Here is a 21,647-nt window from a genome sequence, read left to right as displayed (position 1 = left end):
AGCTTCAGGCGATGACGCGCAGGCGCTTGAGTTCAAAGTGTTCGAGGAACGCCTCGGCCTGACTGCGGAAATGCTGGACATGGGCGCTGGCATCGTGGGCTTGCAGGGCTTCGTCGCTGGCCCACTGTTCGATCATGTAGAAGGCCAGCGGGTTGGCCAGATCCTGGTGCAGTTCGTACTGACCGCAACCGGCTTCGGCGTGGGTCGGTTCGATCAGGGCGCGCAGGTGCTGTTCGAGAGCGTCCTGCTGGCCAGGTCGGGCGATCAGGGTGGCGATGGCGGTGAAAGGCTGGGACATGTTCGACTCCGGGACGGGATGAATTCGATGGATGGCATGATTGGCTATTTCTGCCGGAGATAAAACCGGCTAAAAGAGCAGTCTCTTTCAATATTTTTTTGATAATCGGGGCTGACGATGCTGCGTTTCGATGACTTGCAGTTGTTTGTCCGGGCGGCGGATCTGGGCAGTCTGTCGGCGGCGGCGCGGGTGATGGATATGTCCGCCGCCGTGGCCAGTGCCGCGCTCAAACGGATCGAGCAGCAACTGGGCGCGCGGTTGTTGGCGCGCTCCACTCGCAGCCTGCGGCTGACGGCCGAAGGTGAAGGGTTTCTTGAGTACGCCCGGGCGGCGCTGAGCAACCTCGATGAGGGCCGTCGTCTGCTGGCCAGCGGGCAGGATCAGGTCAGCGGGATTCTGCAGCTGTCGGCGCCTTCGGACTTCGGGCGCAACCTGCTGCTGCCCTGGCTTGATGATTTTCAGCGCGAACACCCGAAACTGACGGTGCGCCTGCTGCTGGGTGACCGCATCGCCGACCTGTTTCGCCAGCCAGTAGACATAGCCTTGCGCTATGGCGAGCCGGAAGATTCGAGTCTGGTGGCGTTGCCGATTGCTCCGCACAACCGACGGGTGCTGTGCGCATCGCCCGCCTACCTGGCCCGGCACGGTGAACCGCTGCATCTGGAACAGCTTGCCCAGCACAACTGCCTGCTTTATATGCTCGGCGGCCGGGTGCACGAGCATTGGAGTTTTCATGACGGCAAGCGCGAGGTCGGCCTGACCGTCAGTGGCGACCGCTTCAGTGACGACGCCGATGTGGTGCGTCTTTGGGCTGTGGCGGGAGCCGGCATCGCTTACAAGTCCTGGCTCGATGTGGCCGGTGATGTGCTGGCGGGGCGGCTGAAAGTGCTGTTGCCGGAGCTGCTCTGCGAACGCGCTCCGCTGAATCTGCTGTGCGCCCATCGCGCACAATTGAGTAAGCCGGTGAACCTTCTGAGGGAGATGCTCGCCAGCCGTTGCGCCGAATTGAGTAGCCGTTTTCCCGTTTTCCAGAAGTCTGACCATTAGTCGCAGGTAAATAGCGAAATTTCTCTCAGGAACAATCACCAACCACGGCCGCTCCGGCGCAGGACGCCGCGAGCAACCCGCTTATACTAGCGACCGCCTGATGCCCGCACCAAAAGGCCGATGCGAGAACGATCAGACCGCAACCGGCCGGGTAGGGACGAGGGTCGCGACAGTGCTGCGGTTTCCTTGCTGCGGCGCGCTGCCTCGCTTGGGCTCAAGGTATTTTGCGCGCCTTGGCCGACGACTGATTACTGGTCAAGATGTCTATGAGCTGTAGACGATACGATTCAACAGGGAGTGAATAGATGGAACATGCACCTTGCATCAGCCAGATCGCCACGTTGCTGGCCGATCCCAAACGCAGCGCAATGATGTGGGCGCTCATGGATGGCTCGGCGCGGCAGACCGAGGAACTGGCGTTGCTGGCGGGGCTTTCGCCGTCATCGGCCAGTGCGCATCTGGGGCGCTTGTCCGCTGGCGGTCTGTTGAAGGTCGAGGCGCGCGGTCGCAAACGCTTCTTCCGCCTGGCGGCTCCCGAAATCGGCGCGGCCATCGAAGCGCTGGCCAGCGCCACGTTGGCCAGCGCTCCGCGAGAAATTCCCGACGTGTTCAAGCGTGCCTCGCCGGTCGTCAGACCCCAGGCCGCGCCTTCGTCACTGTTGCGCGCGCGGTTTTGCGACGACCATCTGGGTGGAACGCTGGCCGCCGACCTGTATCAGCGGCTGCTCGATGCCGGCTGGATCGAGCAGCTTGAGCATAGAGTGGTGGTCACGCATAAAGGCTCGACACAACTGGCCGGGCGCGGGGTGTACATCCAGGCGCTGGCCCACCGTAACGCCCAGGTGGCCTGCGCCTGTCCGGACTGGAGCGAGCGTCGCCCGCACATGGGAGGCTCGTTGGGGGCGGCGTTGCTGCAGCTGTTCATGCAGTCGGGCTGGCTGGTGCTGCCCAACGATTCCCGCGCCCTGCAACTGACGGCGGCGGGCCAGCGGGAAATTCATCGTTTCGCCTGTGAAACCGAGCTGGAAATGGCGTTGTAGAGCGCTTTCTTCCACCGGTTAGCGACTGAACGTCGCCAACGGTTGCGAACACGTCGCATCTGGCACAGGCGCGCAACCGCTATCGCGCACACTCGATCCGGGGACTTTTCGGATTGAGGAGGTGGCATGGACACGGGAAACTTCAGCGCGGCAGATCGACTGGAGCGCCTGCCAGTCAGCGGTTATCACCGGATCATCTTCATCATCATCGCCCTGGCGTTTTTTTTCGACTCCATGGATCTGGCGATGATGACCTTCCTGCTCGGCTCGATCAAAGCCGAGTTCGGCCTGAGCAGTGCGCAGGCTGGTCTACTGGCCAGTTCGAGTTTTTTCGGCATGGTGCTGGGGGCGTCGCTGTCCGGATTGCTGGCGGATCGGTTCGGTCGCAAACCGGTGTTCCAGTGGAGCATCGTCCTGTGGGGGCTGGCCAGTTACCTGTGCTCCACGGCGCAGACGGTCGAGAGCCTGACGCTGTTTCGCATCCTGCTGGGAATCGGCATGGGCATGGAGTTTCCGATTGCCCAGTCGATGCTGTCGGAGTTGATACCCGCGCAGCGTCGGGGTCGTTATATCGCGTTGATGGACGGTTTCTGGCCGCTGGGTTTCGTGGCTGCCGGGGTGCTGTCGTATTTCCTGCTGCCATTGATTGGCTGGCGCGACATCTTTCTGGTGTTGGCGGTGCCGGCGGTGTTCGTGCTGGCGATCCGCTTTTTCATTCCCGAGTCGCCGCGCTGGCTGGAACAGGCCGGCAAGCATGATGCGGCGGACAAGGTTTTGTGCGGGATCGAGGCGCGGGTACAGGCCTCACTCGGCGGTGCTGCATTGCCGGAGCCGGTTCGTCTGCCACGCAGCGTGACCCCGCCGGGTCATTTCCTTTCGGCGCTTAAACAGATCTGGTCACCGCTGTATCGCCAGCGCACGACGATGATCTGGAGCCTGTGGTTCTTCGCGCTGCTCGGTTTCTACGGCCTGACCTCGTGGCTCAGTGCACTGTTGCAACAGTCGGGTTTCGCCGTAACTCAGTCGGTGTATTACACGGTGCTGATTTCCCTCGGCGGGATTCCCGGCTTCCTGATGGCGGCCTGGCTGGTGGAGCGTTGGGGACGCAAGCCGGTGTGCATCGTCACGTTGCTTGGCGGCGGGGTGATGGCGTTTCTGTACGGACAAAGCGCAGTGTTTGGCGGCAACGTGGCGCTGCTGATCGGTACGGGGCTGTTGATGCAGTTTTTCCTGTTCGGCATGTGGGCGGTGCTCTACACCTATACGCCGGAACTGTATCCGACCTCGGCGCGGGCGACGGGCTCGGGGTTCGCCTCGGCCATCGGGCGCGTGGGGTCGTTGCTCGGTCCGTTGGTCACTGGGCTGGTGTTCCCGATCACCGGGCAGGGCGGGGTGTTTGCGCTGGGGGCGCTGTGCTTTGCGATTGCGGCGGGGGTGGTGTGGCTGTTCGGGATGGAGACCCGGGGTAAAACCTTGGAGGAATTGACCGAAGCAGAAGTGATTGGCTGAACCCTGAACCAACTGTGGGAGCGAGCTTGCTCGCGAAAGTGGTGTATCAAACAACATCTTCGTTGAATGACAGACTCTATTCGCGAGCAAGCTCGCTCCCACATTGGTTATGCGCTGCTGCTTATGGTTTTACCAACCGCGCATCCAGGCTGTTCTGCGCCAGGCGTTTGGCCTGATCCTGGGTCATGCCCAGGTGAGTGTGCAGCGCGTGGAAGTTCTCGGTCACGTAACCACCGAAGTACGCCGGGTCATCGGAATTCACCGTGACCTTCACGCCACGCTCGAGCATGTCGAGGATGTTGTGCTGCGACATGTGATCGAACACGCAGAGCTTGGTGTTGGACAGCGGGCATACCGTCAGCGGGATCTGCTCATCGATGATCCGCTGCATCAGGCGCTCGTCTTCGATGGCGCGAACACCATGGTCGATACGCTGGATTTTCAGCAGGTCTATGGCTTCCCAGATGTATTCCGGCGGGCCTTCTTCGCCAGCATGGGCGACGGTCAGGAAGCCTTCGTGACGGGCACGATCGAACACACGCTGGAACTTGCTCGGCGGGTGACCCATCTCGGAACTGTCCAGACCCACCGCGACGAATGCATCACGGAACGGCAGCGCCTGGTCGAGGGTTTTCTGCGCTTCGTCTTCGCTCAGGTGGCGCAGGAAGCTCAGGATCAGACCGCTGGTGATGCCCAGTTGCTGCTCGCCATCCTTCAGCGCGGCAGCGATGCCGTTGAGCACCACTTCGAACGGAATGCCACGGTCGGTGTGGGTCTGCGGATCGAAGAACGGTTCGGTGTGGATTACGTTCTGTTCTTTGCAGCGCAGTAGGTAGGCCCAGGTCAGGTCGTAGAAATCCTGGGAGGTGCGCAGCACGTCGGCGCCCTGGTAATACAGGTCGAGGAATTCCTGCAGGTTGTTGAAGGCGTAAGCCTTGCGCAGGGTTTCGACGTCGCTCCACGGCAGGGCGATCTTGTTGCGTTCGGCCAGGGCGAACAGCAGCTCGGGCTCCAGCGAGCCTTCGAGGTGCAGGTGCAGTTCGGCCTTGGGCAGGGCGTTGAGCCAGTCGTACATATTCTTTTCTCATCAGGTGCAATGACGGCATTCTACAGATGCCCGCCGAAACAATTGGCAAAACCTGACCAACCGATCCATCACACCGCTTCCTGCTCCCGTCGATAGGCGTAGGTATCGGCGAAGCGTGACAGCAGGAATTCGGCGCAGGTGGTGGTCGGATATTTCGCCGGATGCTGTGCGTCCTGGCAACCGGGCAGGCACTCGATGCGCGTGTCCGGGTGCGGTTCGGCGAAGAACGGCATCGAGTAGCGATCCACGCCGAGCGGGCTGATGACCCGGTGCGGGGTCGAGCGATAACGGTCGTTGCTCCAGCGCGCCATCATGTCGCCGAGGTTGACCACGAAGGTGCCGTCGATGGGTGGTGCGTCGATCCACTGGCCTTTGACGTTTTTCACCTGCAAGCCGCCGGCCGCGTCCTGATACAGCAGCGTGATGCAGCCGTAATCGGTGTGCGCGCCGGCACCTTGCTGCTCGGCAGAACTGGCGGTGTGGCGCGGCGGGTAATGGATCATCCGCAGCACGCTGACCGGCTCGTTGAAGCGTGTGTCGAAGAAGTCGCGCTCGATGCCCAGCGCCAGAGTCATTGCCCGCAGCAGGGTTTGCGCGAGCGCCTGCATGTCGAGGTAATGCTGCTCCATCAGCGCTTCCCAGCCGGGAATGGCCGGATGACGGTTGGGGCCACGCAAGGGTTTTTCCGCCAGCACCTCGGGGTGATCGGCCGGCAGGTGCAGGCCCATGTCGAAGGTTTCCTTGAGGTCGCTGGGTTTGTCCGGGTCGAGCTGTTCGGTGGCGATGGCGCCGTAGCCGCGATGATGGACGGTCTGGGTGATGTCGATCTTGAGTTTTTCTTCTGTCGGTTGCGCAAAGAAGCGCTGGGCGTGATCGAGCAGGGATTCGATGCGCTGCGCAGAAATCGGGTGGCCCTTGATGTAGAAAAAGCCCCATTCGCGGCAGGCGTGGTCGATCTGTTCGGCGACGGCGAGCCAGGCGTTCTGGTCGTCGGAGTAGAGCGGCGAGATGTCGATGATCGGAAGTTGGTTCATTTCGAATGCTCTTTAATGATCGTTCCCACGCTCCGCGTGGGAATGCAGCCCGGGACGCTCCGCGTCCCTTCCGAAAGAGGACGCAGAGCGTCCATTGAGGCGTTCCCACGCAGAGCGTGGGAACGATCAGGACAGGTTTGTGGCTGGAGGTGATTACTTCGGCATCTCGGCCTTCATGCCTTCGACGTAGTAATTCATCGACGCCAGTTCGGCGTTGGTGGCGCTCACCCCCGCCGGGATTTTCTCGACGCCGGCCTGATCCTTGATCGGCCCGGTGAACGGTTGCAGGGCGCCGCTCTTGATGTCCGCAATGATCTGCTCGGCTTCGGCCTTCACCGGTGCCGGCACCAGATCGCTGATCGGCAGTTCGACTGTGCCTTCCTTCAGCCCGCCCCAGTAGTCCTGGGATTTCCAGTTGTGGTCGATCACGCTCTGGGTCGCCTGAATGTAGTGCGGCGCCCAGTCGTTGACGATCGAGGTCAGCACCGCTTTCGGCCCGAAGTGCGCCATGTCCGAAGCGTAGCCCACGGCATACACACCACGCCGCTCGGCAGCCTGAATCGGCGCCGGGCTGTCGGTGTGCTGGAACACCACGTCCACGCCCTGATCGATCAGCGCGTTGGCGGCGTCAGCCTCTTTGCCCGGGTCGAACCACGAGTTGACCCACACCACTTTGATCTCGGTGCCGGGGTTGTACTTGTTCAGGGCCAGCTGGATGGCGTTGATATCGCGGATTACTTCGGGGATCGGGAACGAGGCGACGTAGCCGATCTTTTTGGTTTTGGTCATCTTCGCCGCGAGGAAACCGCCGACGTAACGACCCTCGTAGGTGCGTGCGAGATAGGTGCCGAGGTTCTTGTCCTGCTTGTAGCCGGTGGCGTGTTCGAAGGTCACCTTGGGAAACTGTTTGGCGACTTTCACCGTCGGGTTCATGTAGCCGAAAGAGGTGGTGAAGATCAGGTCGTAGTTGTCCTTGGCCATGTTGCGGATCACCCGCTCGGCGTCGGCACCTTCGGCGACGTTTTCCACGTAGTTGGTGGTGATCTGCGAACCGAGTTTTTCCGCCAGCGCCTTGCGCCCCTGTTCATGCTGATACGTCCAGCCGTGGTCGCCGATGGGGCCGATGTAGACGAAGCCGACTTTCAGTGGATCGGCGGCACTGGCGCTCAGGCTGAGGCCAAGGCCCATGGCGATGCACAGCAGTGTTTGCAGTGGACGTTTTTGCATGAACGCGAACTCCCTTTTGTTGTGTGTGGGGAGGGCAATGCAAAAGGCTGACCAAGCGGACAACAAATCGAGTCGAAATCGCGGCGAGGCCTTCGCGAGCAAGCTCGCTCCCACAAAAGCACCGCGATCCCTGTGGGAGCGAGCCTGCTCGCGATGAGGCCGGCCGGGCCGAAAAAAGTGCATGCCCGTACACCGACGCCATCCACTGGTGCGCTAAGGTGTAACGAACCATTAGCGCCGCCCCGCAGTCAGTAGCTCATTCGAACCCCTGCGCCAAAAGGCCCGCCATGCTCACGATCCTCAAGCAAGAAAGCTTTCTGCTGCTGGCCCTGATCGCCGCTCTTGTCGCATATCCGCTGGAGCACTGGTTGTTGCACAGCGGCCAGATCGTAGCGCTGACGGCCGGGCTAGTGCTGATCGCCTTCATCGTCGCCGCCTCGATGCGGGTCGCCCATCAGGCCGAACTGCTCGCGGAAAAAGTCGGCGACCCGTACGGCACGATGATCCTGACCCTCGCCGCGGTGCTGGTGGAAGTGGTGATCCTGGCGATCATGATGAGCAACGAAGCCTCGCCGACACTGGTACGCGACACGATCTATTCGGCGGTGATGCTCGACATCAACGGCATCCTCGGCCTCGCCGCGCTGATGGGCGGGATCAAGCATGGCGAGCAGTCCTACAACGACGATTCGGCCCGCAGTTACAGCGTGATGATCCTCACCGCCATGGGCGTGTCGATGGTGGTGCCGGAGTTCATTCCCGAGGCCAACTGGAAAATCTATTCGGCGTTCACCATCGGCGCGATGGTGGTGCTTTATACGTTGTTCCTGCGCATGCAGGTCGGGCCGCACAGCTATTTTTTCAGCTACAGCTACCCGGACAAACGCCGCAAGAAAGAGCCCGTGGAAGAAGAGCCGAAACCGGTCAGCCTGGCGCTGTCGATCGGCATTCTGGTGTTCGGTGTGGTGGTGATCGGTGCACTGGCCGAGGTGATGTCCAAGACCCTCGATCTGGGCCTGGAAGGGACGGGCGCACCGCCGGTGATCACGGCGATTCTGGTGGCAGCGATTTCGGCAGCGCCGGAGATTCTGACCGCGTTGCGTGCGGCGTTGGCCAACCGGATGCAGTCGGTGGTCAACATTGCGATGGGCGCTTCGTTATCGACGGTAATTTTGACGGTGCCGGTGATGGAGGCGATGGCGCTCTATACGGGGCAGCCGTTTCAGATGGCGATGACGCCGGTGCAGACGGTGATGATCTTCATCACGCTGATTGTCAGCGCGATCAACCTCAATGACGGGGAGACCAATGCGATTGAGGGCATGACCCATTTTGTGCTGTTTGCGACGTTCATCATGTTGTCGCTGCTGGGCCTCTGAGAGCGACCAGCACCGACAGATCGTTCCCACGTCGAGGCGTCTAACCGTCTGCGTGGGAATGCCGCAAAAGACGCTCCGCGTCCTACGCTGGGACGCAGAGCGTCCCGGTATGCATTCCCACGCGGAGCGTGGGAACGATCAGGGGGGGAGATCAGGTGCCGGCGATCAACTGCCGAGCCGCCTGGCTGTGATCGGCAATCAGGCCTTTGAGATCCAGCCCTTCAACCTGCCCGTCAACCACACGCCACTTGCCGCCGACCATCACCCGATCCGCGCGATCCGCGCCGCACAACAGCAACGCCGAGATCGGGTCATGGCTGCCTGAGAAGCGCAGCTCATCGAGCTTGAACAACGCCAGATCCGCCTGCTTGCCCACCGCCAGTTCACCGATATCGGTGCGGCCCAACAGGCTCGCCGAGCCCTTGGTCGCCCAGCCCAGCACGCGTTCCGGGGTGATCTTCTCGGCGCCATAACGCAAGCGCTGGATGTACAGAGCCTGACGCGCTTCGAGGATCATGTTCGAGGCATCGTTGGACGCCGAACCATCCACACCGAGACCGAACAATGCGCCGGCATCAGTCAGGTCGATGCTCGGGCAGATGCCGGACGCCAGACGCATGTTCGAGCTCGGGCAATGGCAGATGCCGGTGCCGGCCGCGCCGAGGCGGGCAATCTCGTCGGGGTTGAAATGGATGCCGTGGGCCAGCCACGTACGCGGGCCGAGCCAGCCGACGCTGTCCAGATAATCCACAGTGCGCAGGCCGAAGCGTTGCAGGCAGAAATCTTCTTCGTCGAGGGTTTCGGCGAGGTGAGTGTGCAGACGCACATCGAGTTTGTTCGCCAGTTCGGCGCTGGCGGACATGATTTCCGGGGTCACCGAGAACGGCGAGCACGGCGCCAGAGCGATCTGGATTTGTGCGCCGTCACCACGTTCGTGGTACTCGTGAATCAGCCGCTGGCTGTCGTCGAGAATCACCTGGCCTTCCTGCACGGTCTGCTGCGGAGGCAGGCCGCCGTCCTTCTCGCCGAGGCTCATCGAGCCGCGGGTGAGCATGGCGCGCATGCCCAGTTCGCGCACGGTTTCGACTTGCACGTCGATGGCGTTTTCCAGACCGTCCGGGAACAGGTAATGGTGGTCGGCAGCGGTGGTGCAACCCGACAACAGCAACTCGGCCAGCGCGACTTTGGTGGCGAGGGCGAGTTTTTCAGGCGTCAGGCGCGCCCAGACCGGGTACAGGGTTTTCAGCCACGGGAACAACGGCTGGTTGACCACCGGCGCCCAGGCGCGGGTCAGGGTCTGATAGAAGTGGTGATGGGTGTTGATCAGACCCGGCAGGATCACGTGCTCACGGGCGTCGAACACTTCATTGCATGGGGCGGAAGGTTGCTGGCCGGCGCCGAGCACTTCGGTGATTACACCGTCTTGCAGCACCAGACCACCACGGGCATCGAGACCGTTGGCCGTGAAAATGGCGAGGGGATTTTTTAACCAGATACGGGTCGCAGGCATTGTGGCCGGCTCCTCTGAAAGTTGGGTTCAGGGTTGCCAGCTCAGTGTTGCCCTGTCTGCTGATCCAGGGTCGCCGCGAAGGACGAGGTGCGGAGTTTCGAACAAAATGTTGCGACGGGCAAGCCCAACCCGACCAGACACCGGGATAACCCTGTGGGAGTAAGCCCCCACAGGGTCCAGCGATCACCAGGGAATGGTTTCACCCTTGTAGTTCACGAAGTGATGGCCGCCCTTGCCGGCAAACGCATCGACCTGATCCACCAGGCCACGGGTGCTGGTCTCCACGTCGATGTCGGCACCTTCGCCGCCCATGTCGGTTTTCACCCAGCCCGGATGCAGCGACAGCACGGTGAGTTTCTGCTCGCCCAGCTGCGTGACGAAGCTGTTGGTCATCGAGTTCAGCGCCGCCTTGCTGGCCTTGTACAGCGCCAGTTCCGGCGCGTCGGGCATGGTCACGCTGCCGAGCACCGAGCTCATGAACGCCAGTACGCCGCTGCCGTCGCGGATCTGCCCGACGAAACGTTGGGCCAGATTGATCGGCGCCACCGCGTTGGTGAAGAACAGTTGGCCGACTTCCGCCAGCGTCGCGCCGCCCGGCGTCTGCACTTCAGGGCCTTTGACCCCGGCGTTGACGAACAACAGGTCGAAGGTCTCGCCCTTGAGCTGCTGGCTCAAGGCGATTACCGCTTGCTGGTCGTCCATGTCGAGCTTTTCGACTTGCACGTTGCCCAGTGCTTTCAGCGCCTCGGCGTTCGACGGGTTGCGAACCGTGGCGGTGACTCGCCAGCCGTCGGCCAGCAGGGTTTTCACCAGACCCAGGCCCAGGCCCCGGGAGGCGCCGATGATCAGTGCGTGCTTGGCAGGATTCAGTGCGGACATGATTGGCTTTCCTTGAAAGTTGAAAGATCACGGGTTCAATGGACAGCGTTGACCGAGCCGTTGCTGCAATTCGTGGCGCAGCTCGCCGAGTTCGGCCATGCGGGTTTCGATCAGTTTGAGTTTGTCTTGCAGCAATTGCGTGACGGCTGAGTCGGGGTTGGGCGATTGCCACAACGCGCCCACGCTGCTGCCAATCTCGCCGAGGGTAAAACCCAGACGCTGCGCAGTCTTGATGTAGAGCACCAGTTGCGCCATCTCCGGTGGATAGTCGCGATAACCGTTGGCGCTGCGTTGCGCCGCGATCAATCCGCGTTCCTCGTAGAAACGCAGCGTGTCACGGCTGACATCGCAGGCTTGGGCCAACTCACCAATGCGCATTCCGGAGATCTCGAAAGTGTTTGACCCTGGAGCATACTCCAGGCTTTACCGTGGTTGCTCCCTGAATTTTCGGAGCAAGGATGATGTGGACTTCAACACAGTATCGGCGGTTGGTGCGCGGCAGCGCCTGGTATGACTTGATCGTGACGGCAGCGTTTGTCACGCCGTGGAGCTTTGCCGCGTTGCATGGTTTGTTGACGGCGTTGAGTCAGGCGCTGGATCTGCCCGGTGAGCTGCCGGCGTTCGAACCAGTGCACATGTTGATGGCGAATCTGTTGGGTTCGGTGGTTTGTGTTTGGGCCGTGCTGCGGATTCGTGATCCGCAGCCGGTTTATGGGCGCTATGACGCGGTGGCGCGGTTTCTGTTCGCCGCGTGGCAGGCGTATGCCCTGGCCCACGGCGCCAGTTCGTTGCTGATGGGGTTTCTGGTCTTCGAACTGGCGTGGGGCATTGCTCAGGTGTTGCCGGTTCGGCCGCTGTCGCGAGCCGTCACGGCTTAGTGTCCGGCCTGCCACGGCTGTCCCAGTGATACCGGTGCATACAACCGCGTACGCACAGCATCCCGCGACAACAACACCAGCACCAGAATCGTCGCGACATACGGCAGCATCGCCAGCAGACTCGAAGGAATCGCCAGCCCCAACCCCTGCGCCACCAGGTGCAGGATGCTGGCGAGTCCGAACAGATACGCGCCGAGCAACAACCGCCACACCCGCCAACTGGCGAACACCACCAGCGCCAGCGCGATCCAGCCGCGTCCGGCGGTCATGTTCTCGGCCCACATCGGCGTGTACGCCAGCGACAGATAAGCCCCGGCCAGTCCGGCCATCGCGCCGCCGAACAACACCGCCAGGGTGCGCACGGTCAGCACCGGCAAGCCCATGGCACTGGCCGCATCAGGATTCTCGCCGACTGCTTGAATGATCAGCCCGACACGGCTTTTGACGATCACCCACGCCACCAGCGCAAACAGCGCGAACGACAGGTACACCAGCAGATCCTGGGCAAACAGCATGCGGCCGATCAGCGGGATTTCGCTCAAGTAAGGAATCGCCAGCGGCTCGAATCCCGCCAGCGGTTTGCCAACCCACGCCGCGCCGACAAAGGTCGACAGGCCCACGCCAAAAATCGTCAGCGCCAGCCCGGTCGCCACCTGATTGGCGTTGAACACCAGCGCCACCAGGGCAAACAGCGACGACAACAGCATCCCGGCGAGCATCGCCAATACCACGCCCAACCAAAGGTTGCCGCTGTTGAACGCGACGATGAAACCGATCACCGCACCGAACAGCATCATGCCTTCCTGACCGAGGTTGAGTACGCCGCTCTTCTCGCAGATCAATTCACCCAACGCCACCAGCAGCAGGGGCGTACCGCAACGCACCATGGCGTAGAAAATATTGCTCAGCAGATCGATATCCATCACAGCGCTCCGGCGGTTACGGCGGTGGTAGAAGTGCGCCGCACCCAGCGCAGGTTCAGGCGTGGCCGATAGAGGATCAGCACGTCACAGGCCAGCAGGAAAAACAGCATCATTCCCTGGAACAATTGGGTGATCGCCTGCGGCAGATTCAACGTCATCTGCGCGCTCTCGCCACCGATGTACAGCAGCGCCATCAACAGGCTGGAAAACAGAATCCCGATCGGATTCAGCCGCCCGAGAAACGCCACGGTGATCGCCGCATAGCCGTAGCCCGGCGAGACCTGCGGCACCAGTTGGCCGATCGGCCCGGTGACTTCGCAGACACCGGCGAGCCCGGCCAATCCACCACTGATCAGCAGTGCGAGCCAGATCAGACGCTTCTCGCGAAACCCGACGAATCCTGCCGCACGCTTGTCCAGCCCCAGCACCTTGATCTGGAAACCGACGAAGCTTTTCTGCAGCAACACCCACACCGCGACCAGCGCGAGCAAGGCGAAATACACGCCTATGTGCGCCCGACCATCCTCCATCAACAGCGGCAGGCGGCTGGCATCACTGAACATCGCCGACTCGGGAAAATTGAATCCGGCCGGATCTTTCAGCGGCCCGTGTACGCAAAACAGCAACAGGTTCAGGGCGATGTAATTGAGCATGATGCTGGTGAGGATTTCGTTGGCATTGAAGCGTGTGCGCAACCAGGCGGTGAGCCCGGCCCACGCAGCGCCGGCGAGGGTGCCGGTGAGCAGGATCAGCACCAGCGCCCAGCGGCTCTGCATATCGATGATGTTCACCGCCAGCGCACTACCGGCCAATGCACCGAGCAGCAACTGGCCTTCGGCGCCGATGTTCCAGATCCGCGCCTGATAGGCCACTGCCAGGCCCAGCGCACACAACAGGATCGGCAGGGTTTTGACCAGCAGTTCGGAGACGCCGTACAGGTCGCTGACAGGGGCGATCAACAACGTGTGCAAAGTCTTCAGCGGATCGTGGCCAAGGGCGATGAACAGCAAAGATCCGCACACCAGCGTCAGCGTCGCCGCCAGCACCGGCGAGCACCACAGCATCAGGCGCGATTGCCGGCCACGGGGTTCGAGAGAAAGCAACATGGGGAAACTCCGTTAAATCGTGGCCGGTTGTGATTGAGGGGTGTCGAACTGGCCGGCCATCCAGCCGCCGACGTCGCTGAGGCGGGTTTGCGCCGTGTCCTGCAACGCCGACAGGCGCCCGCCGCACAGCGCGCCGAGGCGGTCGCTGATCTGGAACAGTTCGTCGAGGTCTTCAGAGATCACCAGAATCGCCGCCCCGGCATCGCGCAGGGCAATCAGCGCGCGGTGGATGGTGGTCGCCGCGCCGACATCCACGCCCCAGGTCGGGTGCGCGGCGATCAGCAGTTTCGGTTGCTGGAGGATTTCCCGGCCGAGGATGAATTTCTGCAGGTTGCCGCCGGACAGGGTGCGGGCGGCGGTCTGAGTGTCCGGGGTTTTCACGCCGAAGCGCTGGATGATCGTTTGAGCGAGGGTTTCGACCTTGCCGCGCTCGATCAAGCCGTGGCTGACCAGGCCTTGTTGAAAGGCGGTGAGCAGGGCGTTGTCCGCCAGGCTCATGTCCGGCACCGCGCCATGCCCGAGGCGTTCGGCGGGGACGAACGCCAGGCCGAGTTTGCGTCGCGCATCCGGGTGCTGATCGGAGACGGCGTGTTCTCCGAAACGGATGGTTGTCGCTGATTCGCGCGGCAGTGTCTGCTCGCCGCTGAGCAAGGCCAGTAACTCATCCTGACCGTTGCCCGCCACGCCGGCGATACCGACGATTTCACCGCTGCGCACCTGCAGATCGATGTCGCTCAGGGAGCAGCCGAAGGGATCCGGGTTGTACCAGTTCAATCCACTGACCTGCAGGAACGCCGCGCCACCGGTGACCTTCTTGAACTCGCCGATCAATGTCGCGGCGTCGCCCACCATCAATTGCGCCAGTTGCCGGTCGGTGCAGTCGGCCGGTAAGCAATGTCCGGCCACTCGACCACCACGCAATACCGTGGCGCTGTGACACAAGGCGCGCACCTCACCAAGTTTGTGGCTGATGAACAGAATGCTGCAGCCCTCGGCCGCGAGCCGGCGCAGGGTGATGAACAACTCGTCGGCTTCCTGCGGCGTGAGCACCGAGGTCGGCTCATCGAGAATCAGCAGGCGAATGTCCTGCATCAGGCAGCGAACGATCTCGACCCGTTGCCGCTCGCCGATCGACAGGCTGTGGACAAGTCGCTGGGGCTCCAGCGCCATGCCATATCGGCGCGACACTTCACGGATTTTCGCCTCCAGTTGTTTCGGCGAACCGGCCGCTGCACCCATCGCCAATGCAATGTTCTGCGCCACGCTCAGGGTCTCGAACAGCGAGAAATGCTGGAACACCATGCCTATGCCCAATTGCCGCGCCTGGGCCGGGTTACGCATGCTCACCGGTTGACCCTGCCACAGCATCTCCCCCGAATCGGCCTGGGTGACGCCGTAGATGATCTTCATCAATGTGCTTTTACCTGCACCGTTTTCACCGAGCAGCGCGTGGATTTCACCGGGGGCGATGCTCAGGTCGATGGCGTCATTGGCGAGGCAACCGGGATAACGTTTGCTGATGTGGCGCAGTTGCAGGCGCGGTGTGGACGTGGGGTTTGGCATGACAGGCTCGGGTCGCTTGGAGTTGTGCCTGTGGATAAAGCAATTTCCTGGCCATTGAGTCAGGAACCTGTGCGACCGCTGTTTGCCAGCCTGTGGCGTAGAGCCTGTGGAATGAATTCGACGTCTTGCGCAGCACCACTTGAGGGCAAAGCCTTTGATCAGGCTCCAGTTTTGCCCGCACCTGACTGATCAAAAAACGAGCAACCCCGCCGAAGCCATGCAGAACCTGCGACTGCGCCAGCCATGAACGGCTTATCCACAGGTTGCTCCACAGTATTTGTGCGCAAGACAGAATCCCGGGCATAAGCACTGCCGGGCTTTCTTCTAAAGGCGATAAACAACGCTAAGCGATTGTTTTTACGTGAAATTGTTCGTTGTGATGGGCGATTGGACGAAAAGTGAGCAAATCCCGCAAAGCCACGTGACAGAAGGGTTACAGCATCCTGTGCTCAGGTTATCCACAGCCGGGTGCACAGCGGATGTGGGCAAGTCTCGGGCATAAGCAAACGGGCTGGTGCCCCAAAAAATGGCGGGGCTTCAACGTTGCAGCAGGATTCGTCCACGGCTCAGATCGGCCAACTGATTCTGCAACAGCTCGATGTGCGCTTCGCCTACGGCCAGTTGCAATTCGACGCCGTTGGCGGTGAAGTTTTCCTCGACCACCAATCCGCCCAGATCCGCGACCCGCAGCTTCACCAGCGCCAGTTCACCAAAGGCGCAGGCGCAACGCACGGGCACGCGACTGATCAACTCGATCTTCTGCGCTGCTTGCAGGCATTTGTTGGCGCCGCCGCCATAGGCCCGGGCCAGACCTCCGGTGCCCAGTTGAACGCCGCCGTACCAGCGGATCACCAGCACCGCGACCTGATCGCAGTCCTGCGCTTCGATGGCCGCGAGAATCGGCCGACCGGCAGTGCCGCCGGGTTCGCCGTCGTCGTTGCTGCGGTATTGATCGCCGAGCTTCCACGCCCAGCAATTGTGCGAAGCGTTCAAGTCGCTGTGCTGCTCGATGAAGGCTTGCGCCTCAGCGGCGCTGCCGATCGGCGCGGCGAAGGTGATGAAGCGGCTTTTGCGAATCTCTTCGCGGAATTCGCAAAAGTCGCTGAGGGTGAATGGCATAAAACGACTTATATAGAAGAAGTGAGGCCGCAGCCCTTGAGGATGATGCGGATCAGATTGTTGCCGGCGTCTTCCATGTCCTGTTTGGTCAACTTGCTGCGACCGGTCACCCGGCAGATCTGGGTGGCGAAGTCGGCGTAATGTTGAGTGCTGCCCCACAACAGGAAGATCAGGTGCACCGGGTCGACCGGGTCCATTTTGCCCGCGTCGATCCAGGCCTGGAACACGCCGGCGCGGCCCTGGAACCAGGCGCGGTAATCCTGGTTGAAATATTCGGTCAGGCATTCGCCGCCGCTGATCACTTCCATCGCAAAGATTCGCGATGCTTGCGGCTGGCGACGGGAGAATTCCATTTTCGCGCGGATGTAGCGGGTCAGCGCTTCGGCCGGATCGTCTTCGGCCGTCAGGGTGTTGAAGGTGCTGTCCCACAATTGAAGGATGTTGCTCAGCACCGCCACGTACAGACCCAGTTTGTTCGTGAAGTAGTAATGCAGGTTCGCCTTGGGCAGTCCGGCCTTGGTGGCGATGGTGTTCATGCTCGTGCCTTTGTACCCGTGACGGGCGAACTCGTCTTCGGCGGCTTTGATGATGGTCTCTTCGTTCTTCTGACGAATGCGGCTGGCAGGTTTGCCGCCGTGAGCGGGGACTTCAAAGGTCATAGGCACTTCCGGGTTTGTCTGTGGGGTGCAACCAGTTGCGTTGATAGCGCAACCACCGGCGCGGGACAAGCCCCGGGCGAATAAAACCCCGGTCGTCAGCGGGTGGCGGCGAGGCTTTCGAGAAAGCTTTCCAGTACCAGATGAGGGCGGCGGCCCTTGCGGGTGACCGAGGCCAGGCTCAAATCATAGAAGCGGGTACTGGCCTTGAGTGCGCGCAAGCGACCTTGCTGTACCCAGAGACTGGCGTAGTGATCCGGCAGGTAGCCGATGTAGCGCCCGGTCAGAATCAGGAACGCCATGCCCTCACGGTCGGAAGCGCTGGCGGTGCAATTGAGGGCTTGATAGTGCGCCTGAATCTCTGCCGGCAAACGGAAGGTCGGGGCGATGGCGTCCTGACTGTTGAGGCGTTGGTCATCCAGCTGTTTATCGTCGACGTAAAACAACGGATGACCAACTGCGCAGTAGAGCAGCGAACGTTCGCTGTACAGCGGTTGGTATTCCAGCCCCGACAACGCGCTGGCCTGCGGCACTACGCCGACATGCAAGCGTCCGTCGAGTACGCCTTGTTCGACTTCGTTGGGGGCGATCATGCGGATCTGGATCTGCACGTCCGGCCCGCGTTCCTTCAATTGCGCGAGCGCGTGGGTGATGCGCATGTGGGGCAGGGTGACGAGGTTATCGGTCAGGCCAATGATCAATTCGCCGCGCAGGTGCTGGTGCAGGCCGTTGACCTCGGTGCGGAAACTTTCCAGTGCACTTAAAAGCTGCAACGCCGATTGATAGACCTCGCGGCCTTCTTCGGTCAGGGAGAAACCGGCGCGCCCGCGTTGGCACAGGCGCAGACCGAGGCGTTGTTCGAGATCGCTCATCTGTTGGCTGATCGCCGAGCGACCGATGCCGAGCACGGTTTCCGCCGCCGAGAAGCCGCCGCACTCCACCACGCTGCGAAAAATTCGCAGCAGGCGAATATCAAAGTCACTGACCTGGGCCAGTGGATCGGGGCGACGGCTGCTCATGCTGTTGTTCTCATTGTTTAGCAGAGTTCTAACTGAAGGTTAGAAGAGTTGAATTTCACCGACTTTATCCGCGTGGCAATTTAGCTGCAACAACGCTTTCTATCTCTCTGAAGCTTATTGCCCTGTGAGGTTTTGCCCGATGAACATGCCTGAAAACGCGTCGTCGCCACTGGCCAGCCAACTGAAGCTGGACGCGCACTGGATGCCGTACACCGCCAACCGCAACTTCCAGCGCGACCCGCGCCTGATCGTCGGCGCCGAAGGCAGCTGGCTGATCGACGACAAGGGCCGCAAGGTGTACGACTCGCTGTCCGGTCTGTGGACCTGCGGCGCCGGGCATACCCGCAAGGAAATCCAGGAAGCAGTGGCCAAGCAGTTGGGCACTCTCGATTACTCGCCGGGCTTCCAGTACGGCCATCCGCTGTCGTTCCAGCTGGCGGAGAAAATCACCGACCTGACGCCGGGCAACCTTAACCACGTGTTCTTCACGGACTCCGGTTCCGAGTGCGCCGATACCGCAGTGAAAATGGTCCGCGCTTACTGGCGCCTGAAAGGCCAGTCGACCAAGACCAAAATGATCGGCCGCGCCCGTGGCTATCACGGCGTGAACATCGCCGGCACCAGCCTCGGCGGCGTCAACGGCAACCGCAAGCTGTTCGGTCAGGCGATGATGGATGTTGATCACCTGCCGCACACTCTGCTGGCGAGCAATGCGTTCTCCCGTGGCATGCCGGAGCAGGGCGGTATCGCACTGGCCGATGAGCTGCTGAAGCTGATCGAACTGCACGACGCTTCGAATATCGCTGCGGTGTTCGTTGAGCCTCTGGCCGGTTCCGCTGGCGTACTGGTTCCGCCACAGGGGTACCTGAAGCGTCTGCGTGAAATCTGCGATCAGCACAACATCCTGCTGGTGTTCGACGAAGTGATCACCGGCTTCGGCCGTACCGGCACCATGTTCGGCGCCACCACCTTCGGCGTGACCCCGGACCTGATGTGCATCGCCAAGCAAGTCACCAACGGCGCGATCCCGATGGGCGCGGTGATTGCCAGCTCCGAGATTTATCAGACCTTCATGAACCAGCCGACCCCGGAATACGCCGTGGAATTCCCGCACGGCTACACCTATTCCGCGCATCCGGTGGCTTGCGCCGCGGGCCTGGCGGCACTCGATCTGCTGCAAAAGGAAAACCTGGTGCAGAGCGTGGCTGAAGTCGCACCGCATTTCGAAAATGCCCTGCATGGCCTGAAAGGCGCGAAGAACGTCATCGACATTCGTAACTACGGTCTGGCCGGTGCGATCCAGATCGCGGGCCGTGACGGCGACGCCATCGTGCGTCCGTTCGAAGCCGGTATGGCGTTGTGGAAAGCCGGGTTCTACGTGCGCTTCGGCGGCGACACCCTGCAGTTCGGCCCAACCTTCAACAGCAAGCCGCAAGACCTTGATCGTCTGTTCGACGCGGTCGGCGAAGTGCTGAACAAGCTCGACTGATTTTTCCTTCTATATAGATACGCCAATAGCAGGCGTCCTTGCGGGCGTCTGCGCACAAGAATTCAGGAGTTCCCCGATGAGCGTTATCCCGCATTTGATCAATGGCGAACTGGTGACCGAGAACGGTCGCGCGGTCGATGTGTTCAACCCGTCCACCGGTCAGGCTATCCACAAGCTGCCGCTGGCCAGCCGCGAAACCATCCAGCACGCCATCGATGCCGCCAAGGCTGCGTTCCCGGCCTGGCGCAACACGCCACCGGCCAAACGTGCCCAGGTGATGTTCCGTTTCAAGCAACTGCTGGAGCAGAACGAAGCGCGCATCTCGCAATTGATCAGCGAAGAACACGGCAAGACCCTGGAAGACGCCGCCGGTGAACTGAAGCGCGGTATCGAGAACGTCGAGTTCGCCTGCGCAGCGCCGGAAATCCTCAAGGGCGAGTACAGCCGCAACGTCGGCCCGAACATCGATGCGTGGTCGGACTTCCAGCCGCTGGGCGTGGTGGCCGGCATCACCCCGTTCAACTTCCCGGCGATGGTGCCGCTGTGGATGTATCCGCTGGCGATCGTCTGCGGCAACTGCTTCATCCTCAAGCCGTCCGAGCGTGATCCGAGCTCGACCCTGCTGATCGCGCAACTGCTGCTGGAAGCCGGCCTGCCGAAAGGCGTGCTGAGCGTGGTGCACGGTGACAAGACTGCGGTGGACGCTCTGATCGAAGCGCCGGAAGTCAAAGCGCTGAGCTTCGTGGGTTCGACGCCGATTGCCGAATACATCTATTCCGAAGGCACCAAGCGCGGTAAACGCGTGCAGGCACTGGGCGGCGCGAAGAACCACGCGGTGCTGATGCCGGATGCGGATCTGGACAATGCGGTCAGCGCACTGATGGGCGCGGCTTACGGTTCCTGCGGCGAACGCTGCATGGCGATTTCGGTGGCCGTGTGTGTGGGTGATCAGGTGGCCGACGCATTGGTGGCCAAACTGGTTCCACAGATCAAGGCGCTGAAAATCGGTGCCGGTACTTCTTGCGGTCTGGACATGGGGCCGCTGGTAACCGGTCAGGCGCGCGACAAGGTCAGCGGCTATGTCGAAGACGGCGTGGCGGCGGGCGCGACCCTGGTGGTCGACGGTCGTGGTCTGAGCGTTGCCGGTCACGAAGAAGGCTTCTTCCTGGGTGGCTGCCTGTTCGACAACGTCACTCCTGAGATGCGCATCTATAAAGAAGAGATCTTCGGGCCGGTACTGTGCGTCGTCCGGGTGAACAGCCTGGAAGAGGCGATGCAGCTGATCAACGATCACGAATACGGCAACGGCACCTGCATCTTCACCCGTGACGGTGAAGCGGCGCGTCTGTTCTGCGACGAGATCGAAGTCGGCATGGTCGGCGTCAACGTTCCATTGCCGGTGCCAGTGGCTTACCACAGCTTCGGTGGCTGGAAGCGTTCGTTGTTCGGCGACTTGCATGCCTATGGTCCGGATGGTGTGCGCTTCTATACCCGTCGCAAGGCGATCACCCAGCGCTGGCCGCAGCGTGCGAGCCATGAGGCTTCGCAATTCGCTTTCCCTAGCTTGTAAGTAGAAGGGCAGTGCAAAGAAGGCCGACCTTTTAAGGTCGGCCTTCGCGTTTCGGGGCTTTTTTGACCGATATGACAGTTTTATGAAAATAAGGGTTGACGGCAGATTCTGAGTCTCTATAATTCGCCCCACTTCCGGCGCAGTCGAAACGGAAAACTCCTTGAGATTCAATGAGTTAAGTAGGTTTCGAAGGCGGGTCGCTTCAGTTCATCGAGGCCTGGAAGGAGTTGGAAATGCCGGTTTACTTGGCGCTTTCAACGGTTCGATCTTCTCGGTCGAAAGCGGAGAAAAAGAGGTGTTGACAGCAGCGTGTA

20 protein-coding genes are annotated in these 21,647 nt (G+C 61.3%); 7 read left to right on the top strand and 13 right to left on the bottom strand.

What is annotated here, in order from left to right:
- Positions 1-4 precede the first annotated feature (4 nt).
- A complete protein-coding gene (locus AC1Q9F_RS12805) occupies positions 5-298 on the bottom strand; it encodes a putative quinol monooxygenase (RefSeq protein ID WP_492620185.1) in 294 nt (97 codons plus the stop codon).
- A gap of 117 nt (positions 299-415) precedes the next feature.
- On the opposite strand from AC1Q9F_RS12805, the gene vimR reads away from it, so the two are divergent.
- From vimR to AC1Q9F_RS12790, 3 genes are all read left to right on the top strand, one after another.
- Positions 416-1,345, top strand: coding sequence for a transcription regulator VimR (vimR, locus tag AC1Q9F_RS12800; RefSeq protein WP_492620186.1), 930 nt, complete (start codon positions 416-418; stop codon positions 1,343-1,345).
- A 305-nt stretch (positions 1,346-1,650) separates the two neighbouring features.
- Positions 1,651-2,385: an ArsR/SmtB family transcription factor gene (locus AC1Q9F_RS12795; protein ID WP_007958496.1), complete on the top strand. Its 735-nt coding sequence runs from the start codon at positions 1,651-1,653 to the stop codon at positions 2,383-2,385.
- A 126-nt stretch (positions 2,386-2,511) separates the two neighbouring features.
- A complete protein-coding gene (locus AC1Q9F_RS12790; RefSeq protein ID WP_492620187.1) occupies positions 2,512-3,894 on the top strand; it encodes an MFS transporter in 1,383 nt (460 codons plus the stop codon).
- Between the two features lie 121 nt (positions 3,895-4,015).
- On the opposite strand, the gene AC1Q9F_RS12785 is transcribed toward AC1Q9F_RS12790, so the two are convergent.
- The 3 genes from AC1Q9F_RS12785 to AC1Q9F_RS12775 form a co-directional block, all read right to left on the bottom strand.
- Positions 4,016-4,969, bottom strand: coding sequence for an adenosine deaminase (locus AC1Q9F_RS12785; protein WP_007958502.1), 954 nt, complete (start codon positions 4,967-4,969; stop codon positions 4,016-4,018).
- Between the two features lie 80 nt (positions 4,970-5,049).
- Positions 5,050-6,015, bottom strand: a complete 966-nt coding sequence (locus tag AC1Q9F_RS12780) for a 2-oxoglutarate and iron-dependent oxygenase domain-containing protein (protein WP_492620188.1) — start codon at positions 6,013-6,015, stop codon at positions 5,050-5,052.
- Positions 6,016-6,168: 153 nt separating this feature from the next.
- Complete coding sequence (locus tag AC1Q9F_RS12775) at positions 6,169-7,242, bottom strand: BMP family ABC transporter substrate-binding protein (RefSeq protein WP_262161739.1); 1,074 nt, start codon at positions 7,240-7,242, stop codon at positions 6,169-6,171.
- Between the two features lie 287 nt (positions 7,243-7,529).
- On the opposite strand from AC1Q9F_RS12775, the gene AC1Q9F_RS12770 reads away from it, so the two are divergent.
- Complete coding sequence (locus tag AC1Q9F_RS12770) at positions 7,530-8,621, top strand: calcium:cation antiporter (protein WP_492620189.1); 1,092 nt, start codon at positions 7,530-7,532, stop codon at positions 8,619-8,621.
- 151 nt (positions 8,622-8,772) lie between these two features.
- Here AC1Q9F_RS12770 and AC1Q9F_RS12765 read toward each other — a convergent pair whose 3' ends face one another.
- From AC1Q9F_RS12765 to AC1Q9F_RS12755, 3 genes are all read right to left on the bottom strand, one after another.
- Positions 8,773-10,131 carry an 8-oxoguanine deaminase gene (locus AC1Q9F_RS12765; RefSeq protein WP_492620190.1) on the bottom strand — a complete coding sequence of 453 codons (1,359 nt, stop codon included), beginning with the start codon at positions 10,129-10,131 and terminating at the stop codon, positions 8,773-8,775.
- Positions 10,132-10,314: 183 nt separating this feature from the next.
- A complete protein-coding gene (locus tag AC1Q9F_RS12760; protein ID WP_492620202.1) occupies positions 10,315-11,001 on the bottom strand; it encodes an SDR family oxidoreductase in 687 nt (228 codons plus the stop codon).
- 36 nt (positions 11,002-11,037) lie between these two features.
- Positions 11,038-11,388, bottom strand: a complete 351-nt coding sequence (locus AC1Q9F_RS12755) for a MerR family DNA-binding transcriptional regulator (protein ID WP_492620191.1) — start codon at positions 11,386-11,388, stop codon at positions 11,038-11,040.
- Positions 11,389-11,471: 83 nt separating this feature from the next.
- Here AC1Q9F_RS12755 and AC1Q9F_RS12750 point away from each other — a divergent pair, with 83 nt between their 5' ends.
- Positions 11,472-11,888 carry a hypothetical protein gene (locus AC1Q9F_RS12750; protein ID WP_492620192.1) on the top strand — a complete coding sequence of 139 codons (417 nt, stop codon included), beginning with the start codon at positions 11,472-11,474 and terminating at the stop codon, positions 11,886-11,888.
- Here AC1Q9F_RS12750 and AC1Q9F_RS12745 read toward each other — a convergent pair.
- The 6 genes from AC1Q9F_RS12745 to AC1Q9F_RS12720 all read right to left on the bottom strand — a co-directional run bounded on the left by AC1Q9F_RS12745 (position 11,885) and on the right by AC1Q9F_RS12720 (position 18,274).
- The gene (locus AC1Q9F_RS12745; protein ID WP_085609257.1) at positions 11,885-12,811 is read right to left on the bottom strand and encodes an ABC transporter permease; all 927 of its coding nucleotides are present in this window, start codon (positions 12,809-12,811) and stop codon (positions 11,885-11,887) included. The genes AC1Q9F_RS12750 and AC1Q9F_RS12745 overlap by 4 nt on opposite strands.
- Complete coding sequence (locus AC1Q9F_RS12740; protein WP_492620193.1) at positions 12,811-13,917, bottom strand: ABC transporter permease; 1,107 nt, start codon at positions 13,915-13,917, stop codon at positions 12,811-12,813. The genes AC1Q9F_RS12745 and AC1Q9F_RS12740 overlap by 1 nt, the downstream gene beginning before the upstream one ends.
- Positions 13,918-13,929: 12 nt before the next feature.
- Positions 13,930-15,480, bottom strand: coding sequence for an ABC transporter ATP-binding protein (locus AC1Q9F_RS12735; RefSeq protein WP_492620194.1), 1,551 nt, complete (start codon positions 15,478-15,480; stop codon positions 13,930-13,932).
- Between the two features lie 537 nt (positions 15,481-16,017).
- Complete coding sequence (locus AC1Q9F_RS12730) at positions 16,018-16,599, bottom strand: IMPACT family protein (RefSeq protein ID WP_492620195.1); 582 nt, start codon at positions 16,597-16,599, stop codon at positions 16,018-16,020.
- 8 nt (positions 16,600-16,607) lie between these two features.
- On the bottom strand, positions 16,608-17,258 hold the full coding sequence (locus AC1Q9F_RS12725; RefSeq protein ID WP_011332324.1) for a TetR/AcrR family transcriptional regulator: 651 nt from the start codon (positions 17,256-17,258) through the stop codon (positions 16,608-16,610).
- 95 nt (positions 17,259-17,353) lie between these two features.
- A complete protein-coding gene (locus AC1Q9F_RS12720; protein WP_492620196.1) occupies positions 17,354-18,274 on the bottom strand; it encodes a LysR family transcriptional regulator in 921 nt (306 codons plus the stop codon).
- Between the two features lie 139 nt (positions 18,275-18,413).
- On the opposite strand from AC1Q9F_RS12720, the gene aptA reads away from it, so the two are divergent.
- Both aptA and AC1Q9F_RS12710 read left to right on the top strand, forming a co-directional pair.
- Positions 18,414-19,763, top strand: coding sequence for an omega-aminotransferase AptA (aptA, locus tag AC1Q9F_RS12715; protein ID WP_007958518.1), 1,350 nt, complete (start codon positions 18,414-18,416; stop codon positions 19,761-19,763).
- 76 nt (positions 19,764-19,839) lie between these two features.
- The gene (locus AC1Q9F_RS12710) at positions 19,840-21,333 is read left to right on the top strand and encodes a CoA-acylating methylmalonate-semialdehyde dehydrogenase (RefSeq protein WP_127796839.1); all 1,494 of its coding nucleotides are present in this window, start codon (positions 19,840-19,842) and stop codon (positions 21,331-21,333) included.
- The last annotated feature ends 314 nt before the right edge of the window (positions 21,334-21,647 follow it).

Source organism: Pseudomonas sp. GW823-FHT04A03 (assembly GCF_058796615.1).
The sequence above is the reverse complement of the archived record's forward strand: the minus strand, read 5'-3'. Positions and strand labels throughout refer to the sequence as shown.